Annotated in this window: 15 protein-coding genes; 10 read left to right on the top strand and 5 right to left on the bottom strand. The window is 71.9% G+C overall.

The features are described from left to right. Positions 1-51 precede the first annotated feature (51 nt). The 5 genes from ACFWY5_RS39970 (at position 52) to ACFWY5_RS39990 (ending at position 3,747) form a co-directional block, all read left to right on the top strand. Positions 52-1,533, top strand: coding sequence for an RCC1 domain-containing protein (locus tag ACFWY5_RS39970; protein WP_379616790.1), 1,482 nt, complete (start codon positions 52-54; stop codon positions 1,531-1,533). Positions 1,534-1,577: 44 nt separating this feature from the next. After that, complete coding sequence (locus tag ACFWY5_RS39975; RefSeq protein WP_379637920.1) at positions 1,578-2,795, top strand: MFS transporter; 1,218 nt, start codon at positions 1,578-1,580, stop codon at positions 2,793-2,795. 15 nt (positions 2,796-2,810) lie between these two features. After that, positions 2,811-2,963: a hypothetical protein gene (locus ACFWY5_RS39980; RefSeq protein ID WP_379637921.1), complete on the top strand. Its 153-nt coding sequence runs from the start codon at positions 2,811-2,813 to the stop codon at positions 2,961-2,963. 71 nt (positions 2,964-3,034) lie between these two features. Beyond that, positions 3,035-3,178, top strand: a complete 144-nt coding sequence (locus ACFWY5_RS39985; RefSeq protein ID WP_379637922.1) for a hypothetical protein — start codon at positions 3,035-3,037, stop codon at positions 3,176-3,178. Between the two features lie 44 nt (positions 3,179-3,222). Further along, a complete protein-coding gene (locus ACFWY5_RS39990; RefSeq protein ID WP_379616796.1) occupies positions 3,223-3,747 on the top strand; it encodes a hypothetical protein in 525 nt (174 codons plus the stop codon). On the opposite strand, the gene ACFWY5_RS39995 is transcribed toward ACFWY5_RS39990, so the two are convergent. Beyond that, on the bottom strand, positions 3,706-4,311 hold the full coding sequence (locus ACFWY5_RS39995) for a TetR/AcrR family transcriptional regulator (RefSeq protein WP_379637923.1): 606 nt from the start codon (positions 4,309-4,311) through the stop codon (positions 3,706-3,708). The genes ACFWY5_RS39990 and ACFWY5_RS39995 overlap by 42 nt on opposite strands. A gap of 58 nt (positions 4,312-4,369) precedes the next feature. Here ACFWY5_RS39995 and ACFWY5_RS40000 point away from each other — a divergent pair, with 58 nt between their 5' ends. Beyond that, entirely contained in the window at positions 4,370-4,957 is a 588-nt protein-coding gene (locus tag ACFWY5_RS40000; RefSeq protein WP_379637924.1) for a DUF1989 domain-containing protein, read from the top strand. Here the strand turns inward: ACFWY5_RS40000 and ACFWY5_RS40005 are convergent. Beyond that, positions 4,947-5,549 (bottom strand): ArsR/SmtB family transcription factor, encoded by a 603-nt coding sequence (locus ACFWY5_RS40005; protein ID WP_379637925.1) that lies wholly within the window; start codon positions 5,547-5,549, stop codon positions 4,947-4,949. The genes ACFWY5_RS40000 and ACFWY5_RS40005 overlap by 11 nt on opposite strands. A 67-nt stretch (positions 5,550-5,616) precedes the next feature. Here ACFWY5_RS40005 and ACFWY5_RS40010 point away from each other — a divergent pair, with 67 nt between their 5' ends. Then, positions 5,617-6,801: an MFS transporter gene (locus tag ACFWY5_RS40010; RefSeq protein ID WP_379637926.1), complete on the top strand. Its 1,185-nt coding sequence runs from the start codon at positions 5,617-5,619 to the stop codon at positions 6,799-6,801. A 360-nt stretch (positions 6,802-7,161) separates the two neighbouring features. Here the strand turns inward: ACFWY5_RS40010 and ACFWY5_RS40015 are convergent, their stop codons facing one another. Together ACFWY5_RS40015 and ACFWY5_RS40020 are read right to left on the bottom strand one after the other, a co-directional pair. After that, the gene (locus tag ACFWY5_RS40015; RefSeq protein WP_379637927.1) at positions 7,162-7,884 is read right to left on the bottom strand and encodes a VIT1/CCC1 transporter family protein; all 723 of its coding nucleotides are present in this window, start codon (positions 7,882-7,884) and stop codon (positions 7,162-7,164) included. 336 nt (positions 7,885-8,220) lie between these two features. Next, the gene (locus ACFWY5_RS40020; RefSeq protein ID WP_379616808.1) at positions 8,221-8,880 is read right to left on the bottom strand and encodes a hypothetical protein; all 660 of its coding nucleotides are present in this window, start codon (positions 8,878-8,880) and stop codon (positions 8,221-8,223) included. A 179-nt stretch (positions 8,881-9,059) separates the two neighbouring features. On the opposite strand from ACFWY5_RS40020, the gene ACFWY5_RS40025 reads away from it, so the two are divergent. Together ACFWY5_RS40025 and ACFWY5_RS40030 are read left to right on the top strand one after the other, a co-directional pair. Then, a complete protein-coding gene (locus tag ACFWY5_RS40025; protein ID WP_379637928.1) occupies positions 9,060-11,948 on the top strand; it encodes a YbhB/YbcL family Raf kinase inhibitor-like protein in 2,889 nt (962 codons plus the stop codon). A 110-nt stretch (positions 11,949-12,058) separates the two neighbouring features. After that, on the top strand, positions 12,059-13,876 hold the full coding sequence (locus ACFWY5_RS40030) for a PQQ-dependent sugar dehydrogenase (protein ID WP_379637929.1): 1,818 nt from the start codon (positions 12,059-12,061) through the stop codon (positions 13,874-13,876). Here ACFWY5_RS40030 and ACFWY5_RS40035 read toward each other — a convergent pair whose 3' ends face one another. Continuing rightward, positions 13,877-15,058 carry a cytochrome P450 gene (locus ACFWY5_RS40035; RefSeq protein WP_379637930.1) on the bottom strand — a complete coding sequence of 394 codons (1,182 nt, stop codon included), beginning with the start codon at positions 15,056-15,058 and terminating at the stop codon, positions 13,877-13,879. It lies immediately after the preceding gene. A gap of 104 nt (positions 15,059-15,162) precedes the next feature. Here ACFWY5_RS40035 and ACFWY5_RS40040 point away from each other — a divergent pair, with 104 nt between their 5' ends. Continuing rightward, positions 15,163-18,546 (top strand): phosphodiester glycosidase family protein, encoded by a 3,384-nt coding sequence (locus ACFWY5_RS40040; RefSeq protein ID WP_379637931.1) that lies wholly within the window; start codon positions 15,163-15,165, stop codon positions 18,544-18,546. Positions 18,547-18,646 lie beyond the last annotated feature (100 nt).

Below are 18,646 nucleotides of genomic sequence, written 5' to 3' on the forward strand. Positions count from 1 at the left end.
GAACGGGGTGGAACGCCTCTACGTGAGGGACCAGACCCGGGAGGCAGACCCGTGCACACCATCGCAGCGGCGCTCACCGCCGCCGTCACCGCATTCGCTCCGTCGGCGGTCTTCGCGCCCGCCCAGACCTGGGGCTGGGGGTGGAACCAGTTCGGCCAGCTCGGCCTCGGCGACGCCCGCGTCGCGGTCAACCAGCCCGTCGCCGCCGCCGGCGACTCGCGCTTCAAGCAGGTCGAGCCGGGCTTCACGCACAGCCTGGCCATCGCCGACGACGGCACCGTGTGGGCCTGGGGAGACAACTCCAACGGCCAGCTCGGCACCGGCACCCGCTCACCCAGCCTGACTCCGGCCCAGGTGCCGGGGCTGGCGAACATCGTGGACGTCGCCGCCGGCCAGCGCTTCAGCCTCGCCGTCGACACCGGCGGCCTGGTCTGGGCGTGGGGACTCAACTCCTCCTTCCAGCTCGGCGACGGCACCACCACGGAACGGCTCAGCCCGCGCCGCGTCGCCGCGCCGCAGGACATCGTGGAACTGGAGGCCGGCGCCGCCTTCAGCCTGGCCAGGGGCGCCACCGGCAACGCCTACGGCTGGGGCGCCAACGGCCTGGGCCAGCTCGGCGACGGCACCATCCTGGCGCGCCCCCTGCCGATCCAGATGCCGAACGTCGGCGGCGTCACCGACATCGCGGCCGGCGGCGTCCACGGCATGGCGGCGCTGTCCAACGGCAACGTGATCACGTGGGGCCACAACAACAACGGCCAGATCGGCGACGGCACCCTGGTCAAGCGGACGACCCCGGTCAGCCTCGGCATGACCGGCGTGACCTCGGTCGACGCGGGCGGCGCGCACAGCATGGCCCGCGACAACCTCGGCCGGGTGTGGGCGTGGGGCGCCAACGAGGCCGGCCAGCTCGGTGACGGTACCCAGCAGAAGCGCCTGGTCAGGCAGCAGGTGCCCGGCCTGACCGGGATCGCGCGCATCGCCGCCGGCAGCCAGTCGGGCTATGCCCAGAGCGCGGCGGGAACCACGTTCGCCTGGGGCGCCAACGGCCTGGGCGAGGCGGGCGACGCCACACTCACCACGCGCACGCTGCCGAAGGCGATCGCGCAGCCCGGCTTCACCTCCTTCGCCGCCTCCGCGACCTCGCGCCACGTCCTGGCCCTGCGCGACCTCGGCACGCCCGTGCCCCCGGCCAAGCCCGGCATCGTGATCGCCCTCGACCCCGCCGACGGCAAGCTGCCGCCCGGCGGCTCCATCACCGTGCGGGTGCGGACCGAGCCCGTCGCCGGCTTCACCGGGCCCGTGCACCTGGCGGTGACCGGGCTGCCGCCGCGGGTCGGCGCCACCTTCGACCCGCCGGCCGTGGTGGCGGGCGAGTCCGCCGAGCTCACGCTCACGGCCGATCCCACCGCGACCTCCTCCGAGCGCCCGTTCGGACTGACCGTGCTCGCCCGGACCACCGAGGACCTGGCGCTCGACCTGTTCACGCTGACCGTCATCACTACGCTCACGGCGGATCCGCGCCCGGCGTAACGCCTGTCCCGGCCGTCCGCCCCGCCAGTAGCGTCGAGCGCATCATGATCGAGCTCCTCAAGGACGGCACCTACCTGCGCTACTGGCTGGCGGTGGTCATCTCCTTCCTCGGTGACGCGATGACCCGCGTCACGCTGATCTTCCTGGCCGGCCGGCTGACCGACAGCCCGGTCGTCATCTCGCTGGTCGTGCTGTCACAACTGCTGCCCTCCGGGGTGCTCGGCGCGTTCGTCGGCCCGCTGGCCGACCGGCTGCCCACCCGGACGCTGCTCATCGGCGCCGACCTGGCCCGGGTCCCCGTCGTGCTCGCCATGATCCCCGCGCTCGACTCGATGGGGCTGCTGCTCGCGCTCATCCTGCTCGAAGGCGTGGGCAAGGCGTTCTTCGAGACCGCCAGGATCACCGCCATCCCGAGGGTCGTCGGCGGTCACGACATCGCCTCGGCGGTGGCGTTGTTCCAGAGCACCAACCAGACGGTCAACATGATCGGTCCCGCGCTCGGCGGCCTGCTCGTCGCCCTGGGCAGCGTGCCGGTCGTGCTGGGACTCAACGCCGCGACCTTCGTGGTCTCGGCCGTGCTGCTGGGCAGCCTCGGCGTGCTGCGCGACGGGCCGATCGCGCGGGCCGCGGCGCAGCCGTACTGGCAGGCGCTGCGGGCCGGGGTCAGCGGCGTGCTCGCCATCCCGTCCCTGCGCTTCCTGCTCGCCTTCCTCGTCCCCGTCACGCTCGTGACCGGCCTGTTCACCACCGGCTTCAACGCCCAGCTCCTGACCGTCTTCGACCTCCGAGCCATGGAGTACGGCACCGCCCAGGCCCTGTTCGCCGGCGGCTCGATCGCCGGAGCCCTCCTCGGCCCCGCCCTGATCCGCCGCTACGGCTCGACGCCCCGGATGCTGGTGGCCACCGTCACCCTGTTCGGCCTGGCCCTGCTCACCCCCGCCCTCCTCGGCGGCAGCCCCGGGCTGGCCGTGATCGTCGGCTGGTGCCTGGTCGTCGGCCTCTTCGCCAGCCTCTTCCAGGTGCCGCTGGCCAACACCATGCTCAGCGACCTGCCCGAGGAGCTGCGGGGCAGAGGCGTGGGGCTGCTCAACACCGTCATGGTCAACTTCACGCTGGGCGGGGTGGCGCTGGGCGGGCCCGCCGCGAGCGCGTTCGGGGTGGCCGGGTCGCTGGTCGCCTCCGGGGTCGTGCTGCTGATCGCCTGCGCGGCGTTTCTGCCCGCCGCCCTGCGGGCGCGGCCCGCCGTACCACGGGAGGGGTGAGAGAGCTTGCCCGCCATGACGGAACCCCTCCTCGACCTCGTCCGCCGCACCCCCGAGGCCGCCCGGCTGCTCGCCTGGCCCTTCGGGTTCGACGTCACGCGCACCGAGCATGTCGAAGCGGTACGGCCGGCCTCGGGCGACCCCCTCGAGCGGCCGCGGGCGACCTGACCGCCGCGCTGCGGCTCGTCGTGCGGGTGCCCTACTGGGCCGACTGCCTGGGCCTCGGGGGAGTGGCGGAGATGGAGGCGGCAGTCCCCGGGCTGGAGAGCGAGTACGACCTCGGCGGTGGCCGCTCGGTGGTGTCCTGGATGCTCGCGCCGGCCGTTCCGCCGGTGGGCGAGGTGCTGGCCCGGCTGCTGGAGGCGAGCGGGCGGCCCGGGTAGGTGCTGCTCAACGACGAGGACGGCGCGTACGAGACACTGGGGTGATGATCGACCTGCTGACGGCCGCGCCGGGGCCCGAGTTCCACATTCCCGGCTCCACGCTGCCGGTCCGCCTGGCCCGTCTGCACGGCGCCACGTCCGTGGTCCGCTTCCCCGCCGGGTGGGAACGCCGCGGGCGCGGCCACTATCTGGCGGGGGAGGAGTTCGTCATCCTGGCCGGCGCCCTTCACGTCTCCGGCGTCACCTACCTGCCCGGCCACCACGCCTGGCTGCCCGCCGGCACGCTCCGCCACGACTCCGCCGCCCCGGACGGCGCCGTGGCGCTGGCCCACTTCGCCGGCCCGCCCACGTGGGTGCCGAGCCTGCTGGACGAGGCCGACGGGCCCACGACGCGGACGCCGCTGGAGAGCGTGGTCATCCCGCCGGGCGGGCTGGCACTGTCGCCGCTGTCGTGGCTGCGGGACGCTCCGGTGCCGCTGCCGGGGGACGCGGAGATCGTCACGGTGGGTACGTGGACGTGGCAGCTGTCAGCCTTCATGCCCGAGGGACGGGTGCTGGTCCGCGCCTGAGCCGTGGAGCCCCAGCGCGTGGCGGAGGAGGGCGCGGATCTCGGAGTAGGGGATCGGGTTGTCGTCGAGCAGGACCCCGGCGCAGACACCGTCCGACGCCGCGACCAGGGAGCGGATGAGGATCGGGTCGTCGGTGTACTGGCGGGCCATCTCGGCGACCGTGGCGCGCCAGTGCCCGGCGATGGGGCGCAGCGCCGGGCGGCGGGTCGCCAGCATGGTCAGCTCGCGTTCGGCCAGCGCACGGGCGCGGCCGGGTCCCGCCGCGTCGGAAATGAGCTGGGCCAGGCCGTCCACGCCGTCGCGGCCCTCGTCGATGATGGCGCGCAGTTGGCGGGCGTACTCGCCGGAGGCCGCGGTCAGCGCCGCGACCAGCAGGTCGTCGAGCGTGGCGAAATAGTAGAGCGCCAGGCTCGGCGGCGCGCCCGCCTCGGCCGCGACCGAGCGATGCGTCACCCCGGCGACGCCCTCCCGCTCGATCACCCTGAGCGTGGCCTCGATGATCTCCCGCCGGCGTCGTTCTCCTCTGGCCTTACGCCCGTCCGTGCCGGCCACGGCCTCGTTCAATGCCGTCCTCCCCTGCTAATTGAACGTGCGTACAACAAATTACCGTAGGCTGGTCCCCATGGAAAACGTGATCATTGAACCGCAGACCGGCCGGGCGCTTGAGGTGGCGCGCGGCAGCCTGATCGAGGTCGTCGACCTGGAAGGCCGTCAGGTCGGTGACATGTGGGCCATCGACAGCGCCGCTCCGGAGCGCTGGCTGTCCACGGCGCACACCCGCGACCGGCTGGAGCGCCTGTTCCCGACAACCGGCGAGGCGTTCAGGGATCAGGCCGGCGAGCCCATGCTCGAACTGGTCGCCGACACCTCGCCCGGCCCGCACGACATGCTCTACCCGCCGTGCAACGCCCCGTTGTACGAGGCCGAGGGCCTGTTCGGGCACCCCAACTGCCACGACAACTTCCTGGGCGCGGTGTCGGCGGCCGGCCTGTCGCTGCCGGTCGTGCCCGATCCGGTCAACCTCTTCCAGAACTCCCCGCCACGGCCCGACGGCACCCTGCCCGTCGGCACGGCGGCCTCGAAGGCGGGGGACGGCATCACCTTCCGCGCGCTGCGGGACCTGTGGTTCGTCCTCACCTCGTGCTCGGTGGACAACTGGCCGACCAACGGCTACGCCTGCACGCCGCTGGCCGTACGGGTCACTCGCTGACCGGCGGGCCGATCGGCTCGGTGTAGCAGAAGAAGATGACCGGACGGCGCTCGGCCGGGTCGTCCCCGGCGTTCTCGCCGAGCGTCTGGTAGCGCATCACCAGGTCGTCGAGCTCCTCGTCGAAGCGGCTCAGCTCTTGTGCGGTCAGCCGCATCGGGCCCTTGCGGGCGAGGGTCGAGGCGTCCTGCCACTCGGGGGGCCAGGTGTGCATGCCGTTCACCCAGTCCCGCATCCGCTCGGCCGTGGCGTCGATCAGCTGGAGCATCGTGGCCCGCGAGGCGACGCGGCCGACCGGGTCGCCGACGAACTCCGAGGGCGTCATCGACACGCTCTCGGTCGGCACCAGCCGCCACCAGCGCTCGCGCCGATCGCGGGCCAGCTCGGGAACCTCCGTCACCAGCCCGTGCAGCGCGAGCTGGCGCATGTGGTAGCTGACCACGCCCACGGGCTGCGCCAGCCGCTCGGCGAGCATGCCCACCGTGGCCGGGCCGGCCTCGTGCACCAGCAGGAGCAGCCGCATCCGCACGGGGTGGCTGAGCGCCTTGAGCGTGCCGGCGTCCTTGGGGCCTAGGTGGCGGCGAGCCTGTTCCATGCCGTCACCCTACTGGAAAGGTTGTACAAGGATTCTTGTACAACTATTGTCGTCGATCGTGCAGCCGTTGAGAAAGAACCTCCGCTTCCAGCTGTTCTGGCTGGGCTCGGCCGCCTCGGGACTGGGCTCGACCCTCACCCTGCTGGCCTATCCGCTGCTGGTCCTGGCGCTGACCGGCTCACCGGGCCAGGCCGGGCTGATCAGCGCGGTCAGCCTGGCGAGCGGGATGCTCTTCGCGCTGCCCGCCGGCGTGCTGGTGGACCGCTGGGACCGCCGCCGCGTCCTGCTGGGCGCCGACCTCGTCCGCGCCGCCACGATGGCGAGCGTCGCGCTGGCCGCCGTGAGCGACAGCCTGGTCCTGCCGCACCTGGTGGTAGTGGCCATCGTGAACGGCGCCGCCGGCGCCATCTTCGAACCCGCCCACGCCGCCTCCCTGCGCACACTGGTGCACGAAGAGCAGCTGCCCAGTGCCTACGCCCAGGAACAGACCCGCCAGCACGCCGCCGAACTGGCCGGGCCACCCCTCGGCGGCCTCCTGTTCGCCATCGGGCGGGCCTTACCGTTCGTCGTCGACGCGCTCACCTACCTGGTCTCCTTCGTCTGCGTGGCACTCGTGCGCGTACCCCGCCGGCCGGAGGAGCCGGCCCCGCGCCAGAGCATGTACCAGGGGATCGCCGAAGCCGTCCGCTGGATGTGGGGCCGCCGCCTGCTGCGCGCCGTCTGCGGTCTCGTCCTGGCGGTCAACCTGGCGTTCAACGCGACCACGATCCCGCTGATCGTCCTGGTCGGCGCCCCGGAACAGGTCGGCCTCGTCATGGCCGCCCTGGGCGTCGGCGGCCTGATCGGCGCCGCGATCTCCGGCCGGCTCATCAGGCTGCTGCCCATCGGCGCGCTCATGCTGGCCGGGTGCTGGTTCCTCACGATCGCGCTGCCGTTGATGGTGCTGCCGCTCGGCTGGTACTGGCCCGCGAGCGTCCTGTTCGTCACCGGCCTGGTCGCGCCCGCCCTGAACATCGCGCTGGTGGTCGAGGTGGCCAGGTCCGTCCCCGACCACATGCAGGGCCGCGTCCAGTCGCTGCTCAACGTCGCCACCATGGGCATCACGCCGCTGGCCCCGCTGGTCGGGGGAGTCCTCACCCAGTACGGCGGGCCGGTCGTCGCCATCCTCGTGATCTGCGGCTACCTGGCCGTCTGCTGCGCCATCGCCACCCTTTCCCCAACCCTCCGCCGCACCCCGGCCATGGCCGAGTAACCACCCCACGCCGCCACGACCTTGCCGTCGGCTCCTGGACCGCGACCTCCAACCCGCACCGAAAACCACCGGCCCCACCCCGTCCGCCGCCGTCGCGTCAGATCCCTGCCCATATGTCCTGCCCCGTTGCCCTGCCCACGTGCCCCGGGTAACACGGGGCGCTCCATCACTCATGCACGCATTCCGGGGGAGCGGCCCTCCCCATGCGCGTCGGCAGCGGTGCGGTCCGCGCCACCTCGGCGACCGCTCGCGCTGAACTCGGCCGCCGGCATGGAGCGGGGTGGCCCGTGGTGGTGATCCCCGGGACACGGTGCATGGGGGTCACCATGCCCCGGGGGAGCTGGGCGGGAGCCGTACCGGCTAGGAGATCGTGACGCCGAGCAGATGTCCGAGGCCGAACGTGACCGACGCGGCCACGACGCCCAGGGCGAGCTGGCGCAGGCCGCCCAGCCACCACGGACGAGCCGTCATCCGCGCCACCACCGCCCCGAACCCGAACAACCCCAGCAAGCTCAGCACCACCGCCACCACCATTCCGGAAGCCCCGAACAGGAACGGCGCCAACGGCACCAGCGCCCCCACCGCGAACGCGCCGAACGACGAGGCCGCGGCCAGGTACGGCGAGGGAAGGTCGTCAGGATCCACGCCGAGTTCCTCACGAACATGGACGCGCAGGGCCTGCTCCGGGTTGACCGACAGCCCGGCGGCCACCTTGGCGGCCAGATCGGGTTCGAGCCCGCGGGCACGGTAGAGGGCGGCGAGCTCGGCCTGCTCGCCTTCCGGGTCGCGGGCCAGCTCACGGCGCTCCACGGCGATCTCGGCACGCATCAGCTCGGTCTGGGACTTCACCGACGTGTACTCGCCCGCCGCCATCGAGCACGCCCCCGCGACCAGACCCGCGAACCCGGCCAGCACCGCCCCACGCTCGGCCCCCGCCGCACCGACCACCCCGGCGATCAACGCGAAGTTGGACACCAGCCCGTCCATCGCCCCGAACACCGCCGGTCGCAACCACCCGCCGGTGACATCGCGGTGATGGCGATGTCTCTCAGGTGAGTACGGCGCGGCCAGCTCGACAGTCATGACTTCCTCCACATGATGACACCTTGTCGCCAAATCTAGGCATATTTCAGGAAGATCCGCAACGAAGGGGAGGCTAGCCTGACCTGCGGGAAGACCCGATGGTGACACCATGACGCGAACATCTTCCCGAAAACCGGCGAAGGTTCGGAGGCGAACGCGGCGCATGGCAAGGGGAGGACCGCGAGCCCGCGAGGCCGGGTGCGATCCGCAGGGGGCGCGGTGCGAAGGGAGGCAGTCGCGGAGCTGCCTGGCCCGAAAGCGAGCTTGCCCCCATCGCGCGGACGCGGATGAGGGCAAGGGCGTGTCGAAGGGCGGGCCCGGGGGTGTGGGGGGTGGTCAGACCGGGGTGGGGAGGGCGTGGGGGTGGGGGTCGGGGGTGGGGATGAGGCGGCGGCAGTCCGCTATGGCCGACTCCAGCAACGTCCGCAGCACCTGGTCGGGATGGGGGATGCACGCCTGCACGATCCCCACCACCGACAACTGCACCGCGTTCGGCGCCGCGTACCGGCGGAAGCCCTTCTCGGTGATCCGCGCCGCCCGGCTGAACCTGCGTGCCTCGCGCGCCGTCTGCGGGACCTGGTCCATGGCCCGCCGGCTCACGGCCGACAACTGCCCGGCCGGTCGCCCGTCGAGCCGGGCGAGGATCTCCTCGGCGGCCAGTACGGAGACGGCCAGCGCGAGCTGGCGTTCCGCGGCGGCCACGGGCAGGGCGGTGGTCGCGCAGCGCAGGGCGATCGTGGCGTCGACCCGCAGGTCGTCGCTGGACAGCCCGATGATGGACGGGACGAGTTCGGCCAGGCCGTTGCGGTTCTCGTCGCCGGTGTTGTCGTTGACGAGCCGGGCGAGCGCGGCCAGCAGCGGGTGCGTGCAGGCCGGATGGTCGCTCCAGCGCTCTCCTGCCAGGTAGGAAGCCAGCTCCATGAAGCACGCGCCGCGTTTCGGATTGCGGTGCCTGCCTCGCGACAGAACCGGCATGTGGTCGAGGTGGTTGTCCACGGATGCTCCACTACTCCACGTTCGCCTGTCTTTCCAGTCTGCGCTCCTGTCGCGCGAGAAGCCAGTGGTGGGAGGTCTTGGGAACGGAGTCAACTCGCTTGACAGTGATGGTGGGGAGTGATCCCATCAATACGAGTTAGGAAGTTTTCCTAACTATCACCCCCCATCAAGGAGGATCCATGCGCGTGTTAGCCGGCGCGCTTGTGGCGGCGTTACTGATGAGCGTGGTGACGGCCGTGCCGGCCTCGGCCGCGCCGACCCGCCACGAAGCGGAGAACGCCACCATCTCTCAGGGCCTCGTGGAATCCAACCACGCGGGTTACTCCGGTGCCGGGTTCGTCAACGGCGACAACGTGGCCGGAAGCTACACCGAGTTCACCGTCAACGCCGCGGCGGCGGGCCAGGCCGAGATCGCCATCCGCTACGCCAACGGCACCGCCGTCAACCGGGCCGCCGACATCGCCGTGAACGGCACCGTGGTCTCCGCGGCCCGCGCGTTCAACGGCACCGGCGCGTGGTCCACGTGGGCGACCTCCACGCTCACCGCACCCGTGACCGCGGGCGCCAACAAGATCCGGATCACCTCCACCACGGCCAACGGCAACCCCAACCTGGACTACGTCGACGTCGAGGTGGCCGCGCCCAGCTCCGACCTGCAGGCCGAGGACGCCACGATCGTCCAGGGCGTGGTGGAGTCGAACCACGCCGGGTTCACCGGCACGGGCTTCGTCAACTACGACAACGTCGTCGGCTCCTACGTGGAGTTCACGGTCAACGCGCCCACCGCGGGCAACTACGAGGTGAAGTTCCGCTTCGCCAACGGCACCACCGCCGACCGGGCCATGGCCATCACCGCCAACGGCGGCGCCGCCCAGAACGTGAGCTTCCCCGGTACCGGGGCCTGGACCACGTGGGTGGAGAAGTCCGTGACCGCCTCGCTGATCGCGGGCGCCAACAAGATCAGGGCCACCGCCACCACCGCGAACGGCGGGCCGAACCTCGACCGGATCAGCACCACCGTGCCGCCCGACCCGGAGCCGCCGACCGCGCCGGGCAACTTCCGCCTCGTCGGCGAGGTCCGGCCGAACGCCGTGGACCTGGCCTGGGACGCCTCCACCGACAACGTGGGCGTCTCCAGCTACGTCATCTACAACGGCGGCAACGTGATCAAGACCGTGGGCGGCAACCAGACCACGGCCACGGTCACCGGCCTGACGCCGAACACCGGCTACGTGCTGAGCGTGCTGGCCTACGACGCGGCCGGGAACGGCTCGCCCGCCAGCGACAACGTCCCCTTCACCACCCCGCCGAGCGACGACCACCAGGCGCCGACGGTGCCGGGCAACCTGCGCGCCACCAACGTGGCCGCCACCAGCATCACGCTGGCCTGGAACGCCTCCACCGACAACGTCGAGGTCACCGGCTACAACGTCTACCGCGACGGGACGAAGTTCGCGACCGTGCCCGACCTGACCGCCACCGCGGACGGGCTCACGCAGAACACGCAGTACTCCTTCCAGGTCGAGGCCTTCGACGCCAACGGCAACATCTCGGCCAAGAGCCCCGCGCTGAACGTCAGGACCTCGACGCAGGCGACCGGCGGCGACCCGGTCTTCGACCGTGACGTCACCCAGCTCGACCTGCCGTGGGGCATCGCGTTCCTGCCGGATGGCAGCGCGCTGGTCGCCGAGCGCGACCGGTTCGAGATCGTCCGGGTCACGGCCGCCGGCCAGAAGACCGTGGTCGGCAAGATCACCGAGGCGGTCGGCACCGTCGGCGAGGGCGGCCTGCTCGGGCTCGCGCTGTCGCCGAACTTCGCCACCGACCACTACGTCTACGCCTACCACACCGCCTCGGGCGACAACCGGGTCGTCCGCTTTAAGTACGAGAACAACGCCATCGGCGCCCGCGAGCCGGTCGTGACCGGCATCAGCAAGGCCAAGTTCCACAACGGCGGCCGGATCAAGTTCGGCCCGGACGGGATGCTCTACATCACCACCGGCGACGCCCAGACGAGCAGCAGGGCGCAGGACCTCAACTCGCTCAACGGCAAGATCCTCAGGGTCACGCCGACCGGCGCCGGCGCTCCCGGCAACCCGTTCCCGAACGCCCCGCGCGTCTACAGCCTCGGCCACCGTAACCCGCAGGGCATCGCCTGGGACTCCCAGGGCAGGCTGTGGGAGTCGGAGTTCGGCGACGGCACCTGGGACGAGCTCAACATCATCCAGGCGGGCAAGAACTACGGCTGGCCGACCTGCGAGGGCACCTGTAGCGACAGCCGGTACGTCAACCCGGTCAGGACGTGGAGCGTCTCCAGCGCCTCCCCGAGCGGCCTGGAGATCGTGGGCGACTGGATCTACATGGCGGCCGTACGCGGCTCGCGCCTGTGGGTCATGAAGATCACCGGCAACACGACCGACACCCCCCGCGCCTTCTTCAACGGCAACTGGGGCCGGCTGCGCACCGTGGTCAAGACCCCCGACGGCGGCCTCTGGCTGACCTCGACCAACAACGACAAGAACGGGGGCACCCCCAGCACCATCGACAACGACATCGTCAGGCTGAAGTTCGCCGGCCCGCCGTTCGCGCTGACCAGCACGGCCTTCGCGAACAACGGCAACATCCCGGCGCGGTTCACCTGCGCGCAGGACGGGGTGTCGGGCAACGACATCTCGCCGCAGCTGGCCTGGTCCAGCCCGCCGGCCGGTACGCAGAGCTACGCGATCACCTTCATCGACACGGCCAACGGCGGCAAGCACTGGGCGATCTGGGACATCCCCGCCGCCAAGTCGTCGCTGCCGGAGGGGCTCGGGCTCGGGTTCGAGGTGCCGAACCAGGCTCCGGCCAAGCAGAAGGCGATGAGCAGCGGCAACAAGTCGCTGCAGTACTTCGGGCCCTGCCCCGGTGGCTCGACCCACAAGTACGAGTTCACGCTCTACGCGCTGGACACCGCGACGTTGCCGGGCGTGACCTCCGGCTCGTCGGTGGCGGCGGTGGAGAGCGCGATCCTGGCCCGCGACCTGGCTTCGACCAAGCTGGCGGGCAACTCGAACGCGTCCACCCGCTGACCTGAGTGACGGGAGGGGCCGGAGGCACTCGCCTCCGGCCCCTCGAAACATCGGAGGAGTGGGAAGCGATCTCTCATAAGAGATCCCATCTTTCGCGGGAAAGGGCCCCCATGCACAGAACCACGCTGGCCATGATCTTAGTGGCCGGCCTGCTCGTCTGGCCCGGCCAGACGGCATCCGCGGCCTCGGTCGTCTACGAGGCCGAGAGCGCGGCCATCGGCAACGGCGTGGTGGAGAGCAACCACGCGGGTTTCTCCGGCACCGGCTTCGTCAACAGCGCCAACGCGGCGGGCGCGTACGTGGAGTTCACCGTGACCGGCGCCGGTGACACCAACCTGGCCTTCAGGTACGCCAACGGAACGGCCACCGACCGTCCGGCCACGCTCACGATCAACGGATCAGCCATCGAGACCCTGCGGTTCGCGGGCACCGGCGCGTGGACGACGTGGAACAACGAGACCGTCGCCGCCGGCCTCGCCCAGGGCGCCAACAGCGTCCGCCTCACCGCCACCACCGCGGCGGGCCTGCCCAACGTCGACGCCCTGACCGAGGGCGCGCAGGACGGGGGCGGCACCGGTCCCATCGCCGACCCGATCCCGCAGAACCCCATCCAGTCCAGCCTCGGCCTGGTCCTCACCGAGTACGCCCAGTTCCCCAAGACCGACCCCGTACCCTCGCCCACCGACTCCCGCCTGCGCCGCCACGCCCGGATCAACCACCTGGGCCAGCTCGCCGACGGCCGCAGGTACGTCCCCGATCTCAACGGCAGGCTCTACACCCTGCCCGCGGGCGGCGGCGCACCCAGCGTCTACCTCGACCTCCGGGCCGCGGTGGGCGGCAACTTCTTCTCCGGCCGCGGCCTCGGCAGCGGGTTCGGCTTCGTCGCCTTCCATCCGGACTTCGCGGCCAACGGCCGCTTCTACACCGCGCACAGCGAGGCGTTCCAGGCGTTGAACACCCAGCGCGCCGACTGGACGCAGTCCGGAGCGGTCGTGCAGGGCGTGGTCACGGAGTGGACCGCGAGCGACCCGGCGGCGCCCGTCTTCAGCGGCACCCGCAGGCAACTGCTCCGCCTCGGCTTCGGCACCTACATCCACGGGATCCAGCAGATCGACTTCAACCCCAACGCCGCGCCGGGCAGCCCCGACCGCGGCCTGCTCTACGTGGCCGCCGGCGACGGCGGCAGGGGCACGAGCGGCACCGTCCCGCAGGCCCGCAACCAGCCGTTCGGCAAGATCCTGCGCATCGACCCGCGCGGGAGCGACAGCGCCAACGGCCGGTACGGCATCCCGCCCGGCAACCCGTTCACCGGCCAGCAGGGCACGCTCGGCGAGATCTACGCCCTGGGCATGCGCGACCCGCACCGCTTCAGCTGGGACCGCGGCGGCAGCGGCCGGATGTTCCTCGGCCACATCGGCGAGCACGACATCGAGGCCGTCTACGACGTGCGGGCCGGCGACAACTTCGGCTGGAGCGAGCGTGAGGGCGCCTTCCGCTTCGACCGGAACGAACCCTGCTACCTCTACCCGCTGCCCGCCGACGACAGCCGGTTCGGCTACACCTACCCGGTCGCCGCCTACGACCACAACGGCCCGCCCGGCTGCACCGGCGACCTCGGCCGCGCCATCGCCGGCGGTTTCGTCTACCGCGCCGCCGCGCTGCCCGCCCTGCAGGGCAAGTACCTGTTCGGCGACCTCGTGCAGGGCTGGATCTTCGCGACCAACGAGACCGAGATGACCCGCGGCGGCACCGACCTCGCGCCGCTGCACCAGCTCAAGATCTACAACGCCGCGGGCAGCCAGGTCACCATGCAGACGCTCGCCGGCAACTCCCGCGTGGACCTGCGCTTCGGCATGGACCGCGCGGGAGACCTGTTCGTGCTGTCCAAGGCCAACGGCAAGGTCTGGAAGGTGACCGGCACCCGCTGATCACCAGACCAGATGGAGCGCCTCCGGGGCGCGGTGGATCAACGTCGGCGCCATCGTGACCTCGGGGCTCTCCAGCCGGATCCCGGGCAGCCTGCGGATCAGCTCCTCCAGCGTGATCCGCAGCTGCTCGCGGGCAAGCTGCGAGCCGGGGCAGCCGTGCACGCCGTGGCCGAAGCCGAGGTGGCGGGCGGGCGGCCGGGTGATGTCGAACCCTCCGGCGCCGTCGCGGCCCGCGGAGCCGTAGGAGACGAAGACCGCGTCTCCGGCCTTCAGCTCGGTTCCGGCGAAGGTGAGCGGGCGGGTGACCGTACGACGGAAGCCCTGCACGGGCGCCTCGAAGCGGGCGGTCTCCTCGATCGCGGCCGGGATGAGCTCCGGGCGCGCGCACAACGTCTCCCACTGCGCGCGGTCACGCAGCAGATGGTGTACGGCGGAGCCGATCAGCGCGGTCGTGGTCAGGTGCCCGGCCAGCAGGAGGTTCTGCAGGTTGGAGACGATCTCGTTGCGTTCCTCGGTGGTCAGCAGGGCGGTGCCGGGGGCCAGCGCCCGCACCATCTCGGTCGTCAGGTCGTCGCGCGGTTCCTTCCTGCGGGCACGGGCGTAGTCGTCGAGCAGGTGCTGGAGCCGGACGATGTCGCGGGCCGCCGCGGCCTGCTCGTCGTCGGTCATGGGCTGGAACAGCAGGTCCTCGGCCCGGTTCCCGGCTTCGACGGCCGGCCGTACGTCGGCGGGGTCGAGGCCCATGAGGTGGCCGATGACGTCGGCGGCGAGCGGCCGCGCGTACGCCGACATCCACTCCACGCGGCCGTCGGCGGCGAAGGCGTCGACGAGCTCGGCGGCGCGGCGGGCGATGAACGGCACGGCGGTGGCGACCCGCGCGGGCGACAGGCCGCGCACCAGCGGCTTGCGCAGGCGGCGGTGTTCCTCGCCGTCCCTGCTCAGCACCGCGGGCCGCCCGCCGAAGCCCTTGACCAGCTCGCTCAGCGCGGCGCGGCGCGGCAGGTGGTCGGGCCGGAGCGCGCCCTCGGAGGAGAAGTCCTCGGGGCGGCCGAGCACCTCGCGCACGTCCTCGTACCGGGAGACGAGCCATGCCTGCAGTTCCGGGACGAAGGTGAGGCCCGGTTCGCGCCGGGCGGCTTCGTAGGTGGGGAACGGGTCGCGGTACAAGGCCTGGAGATCCACAGGGCCCATCTTCGCCCAGACCTACCCATCTCGGACGATGAAATTTTCTTTTAGTTCACCCCTGGGTCTTGAAAGTTATATCCGCGAGCGATTGAGTTCGGGGCGTGATCACCCTCAAAGTCGTGGCCGCCGCGGCCTTGGTGTTAACAGCGGCGGTGGACCCCCAAGCCCCCATCGAGGACGCGCCCCCCGCGTCGTCCTACCCGCCCGCCTCCACCCTCCTCGCGGCCCCCGCCCCGAAGCACCTGCAGACGGCCAAGAAGAGCCGGCCGGTGGCGCCCGGCATCACCTTCACCGCCTTCGACCGCTACGACGCGGCGGGCTGGCTGCGCGCCGACGCGCTGTCGGCGGACCTGTCCGGCGGCGTCAAGGCCGGCTACCTGAACTCGGGCGAGGTCTCCAAGACCGAGCCGCTGTCCGGCCCCGCCAAGCGCGCCCGCGCGGTCGCGGCGGTCAACGGCGACTTCTTCGACATCAACCGCTCGGGCGCCGCGCTCGGCATCGGCGTCCAGAAGGGCACGCTCGTCCAGTCGCCCACCAGCGGCTGGAACAACGCGGTCGCCCTCACCGGCGAGGGCGTCGGCCGCGTGCTCAAGATGTACTTCGAGGGCAGCGCCACCCCGCAGGGCGCGAGCTCCGGCTCCCCGATCGCCCTCACCCAGTTCAACCAGCTCATCCAGAACGACGGCGTGGGCCTGTTCACCCCGCTGTGGGGCAGCCACACCCGGGCCCGCGCGGTCGAGGGCGCGGCCAAGGTCACCGAGGTCGTCCTCACCGCCGGCGCCGTCACCGAGGTCCGCACCACCGCGGGCAGCGGCCCGATCCCGGCCGGCACCACGATCCTGCTCGGCAGGGACGCCGGGGCCGTCGCCCTCGCCGCGCTCAAGCCCGGTGACAAGATCGACGTCAGGTACACGCCCAAGCCCTCCGACGGCGGCCAGGTCGAGACCGCCATCGGCGGCAACTACGTCCTGGTCAAGGACGGGGCCGTCCAGCACTCCACCGACCAGGCGGCGCACCCGCGCACCGCGGTCGGCTTCTCCGCCGACGGCAGGAAGATGTACCTGCTCACCGTCGACGGCCGCCAGGCCGACAGCCGCGGCGTCACGCTGAACGAGCTGGCCGCCATGATGATCGAGCTCGGCGCCCACAACGCGCTCAACCTCGACGGCGGCGGCTCCTCCACGATGCTCGCCCGCGAGCCCGGCGCCGCCGAGCCCCAGGTCGAGAACAGCCCCTCCGACGGCGGCGAGCGCCCCGTCCCCAACGGCCTGGCTCTCTACGCCCCGGAGGGCAGCGGCAAGCTCAAGGGCTTCTGGCTGGAGACCGCGAGCGACCCCGCCAAGGCGCCCGGCGTCGGCCCCGTCGCCGGTGGCCGCCCCGACCGCGTCTTCCCCGGGCTCTCGCGGCGGCTGAGCGCCGCCGGTTTCGACGAGACGTACGGCCCCGCCGCCGGCACCCCGAGCTGGCGCTCCAAGCCGGTCGTGCACGGAGTCGTCGACCACAAGGGCGTCTTCCGCGCCCTCGTCCCCGGCCAGACCACCGTCACCGCCGCCCGCGGCGAGGCCAAGGGCACGCTGGAGCTGACCGTGCTCCAGCCGCTGGCCCGCCTCGGCGCCACCACCGACCGGGTCGGCCTGGCCACGGCGCAGGCCACCGGCACGTTCGGCCTGGTCGGCTACGACCGCAACGGCAACTCAGCGCCCATCGAGCCGGGCGACCTGTCGCTCGACTACGACCGCGCGCTGTTCGAGGTCACGCCCAGCCCCAACGGCTTCTTCACCGTGAAGGCCAAGCAGGACAAGGGCGCCGGGCTCATCACCGCCAAGGTCGGCCGCGTCACCACCGCCGTGCCCGTGACCGTGGGCACCGAGGAGCAGAGCGTCGCCACCTTCGACGACGCCGGCTCCTGGGCCTTCGCCGCCGCGCGGGCCACCGGCTCGCTGTCGGCCGCGCCCGGCCAGAGCGGCGGCGGGCTCAAGCTGGCCTACGACTTCACCCAGTCGACGGCCACCCGGGCGGCGTACGCCAGCCCGCCGCAGCAGATCGTGGTGCCCGGCCAGCCGCAGGCGTTCGGGCTCTGGATCAACTCCACCGGCAAGGGGGAGTGGCCCTCGCTGGAGTTCTACGACGCCCAGGGGCAGTCGCAGATCCTTCGCGGGCCGTTCCTGACCTGGACCGGGTGGAAGTACGTGGAGTTCCAGGTGCCGCCCGGGGTGTCCTACCCGCTCAAGCTGCGCCGGTTCTACGTGGCCGAGACGAAGGCGGACGCCTCGTACACCAACGAGATCCTCATCGACGGGCTCGTGGCCAAGGTGCCGCCGCCGGTGCAGGCGCCGCCGGCGGAGAAGATCGCCGACCCGGTGGTGAAGGCGTCGGTCGAGGCGATGCCGTGGCGGTTCGCGGTCATGTCGGACGCCCAGTTCGTGGCGCGCGACCCGGACAGCGACATCGTGCGCAACGCCCGCCGTACGCTGCGGGAGATCAAGGCGGCGAAGCCGGACTTCCTGCTGATCAACGGCGACCTCGTGGACGAGGCGTCGCCGGCGGACTTCGCGCTGGCCAAGAAGATCCTCGATGAGGAGCTGGGCGGTGAGCTGAAATATCAGTACATCCCCGGCAACCATGAGGTGATGGGCGGCAAAATCGACAACTTCCGGGCGGTCTTCGGCGACACCTACCGCAGCTTCGACCACAAGGGCACCCGGTTCGTCACCCTCGACACCTCGCGGCTGAACGTGCGCGGCGGCGGGTTCGACCAGGTCGCCCTCCTGCGCGAACGGCTCGACGCCGCCGCGAAGGACCCGGCGATCGGGTCGGTGGCGGTGCTGTTCCACGTGCCGCCGCGCGACCCCACGCCGGGCAAGGGCAGCCAGCTCGGCGACCGCAAGGAAGCGGCGCTGGTGGAGCAGTGGCTGGCCGACTTCCAGCGGGAGACCGGCAAGGGCGCCGCCTACATCGGGGCCCACGTCGGGACCTTCCACGCCTCCCGGGTGGACGCGGTGCCGTACTTCATCAACGGGAACTCCGGCAAGAACCCGGCCACCGCGCCCGGCGACGGCGGCTTCACCGGCTGGTCGCTGTGGGGCGTCGACCCCGTCACCCCGCGCGAGGCCGAGCACGTGCGGCGCAACTGGTTCGTGGACGCGCCCGCGTGGATCGGCACCCAGGTACGCCCGCACGTGGACGAGCTCACGCTGACCGCGCCCGCCACCGTGGCCGTGGGCCGTCCGGCGGCGGTCACCGCCGCCGTCAAGCAGGGGGCGCGCCAGGTGCCCGTGGCCTACCCGGTCTCGGCGTCGTGGAGCGGCTCGCCCGCGCTGCACATCGGCGCCCGCTCCGGCGTCCGGCCGTGGCACAAGGCCGTGCTCGACCCCGAGACCGGCACCCTGACCGCGCTGCGGGAAGGCTCGATCGTGGTGGCGGTGACGGTCAACGGCGTCAAGCGCGAGGCCACGATCGCCCTGACCGCCAGAGCCGCCGCCTGACCCCTCACCCCTGACCTCTCACCCCGATCTTGACGGCGTCAAGAACGCCCGGTGGCCGCAGCCGCCGGGCGTTCTCCGCTGTTTCGTGACAGTGCGTATC

This window comes from Nonomuraea sp. NPDC059007, from assembly GCF_042740555.1.
Classification (GTDB): domain Bacteria; phylum Actinomycetota; class Actinomycetes; order Streptosporangiales; family Streptosporangiaceae; genus Nonomuraea.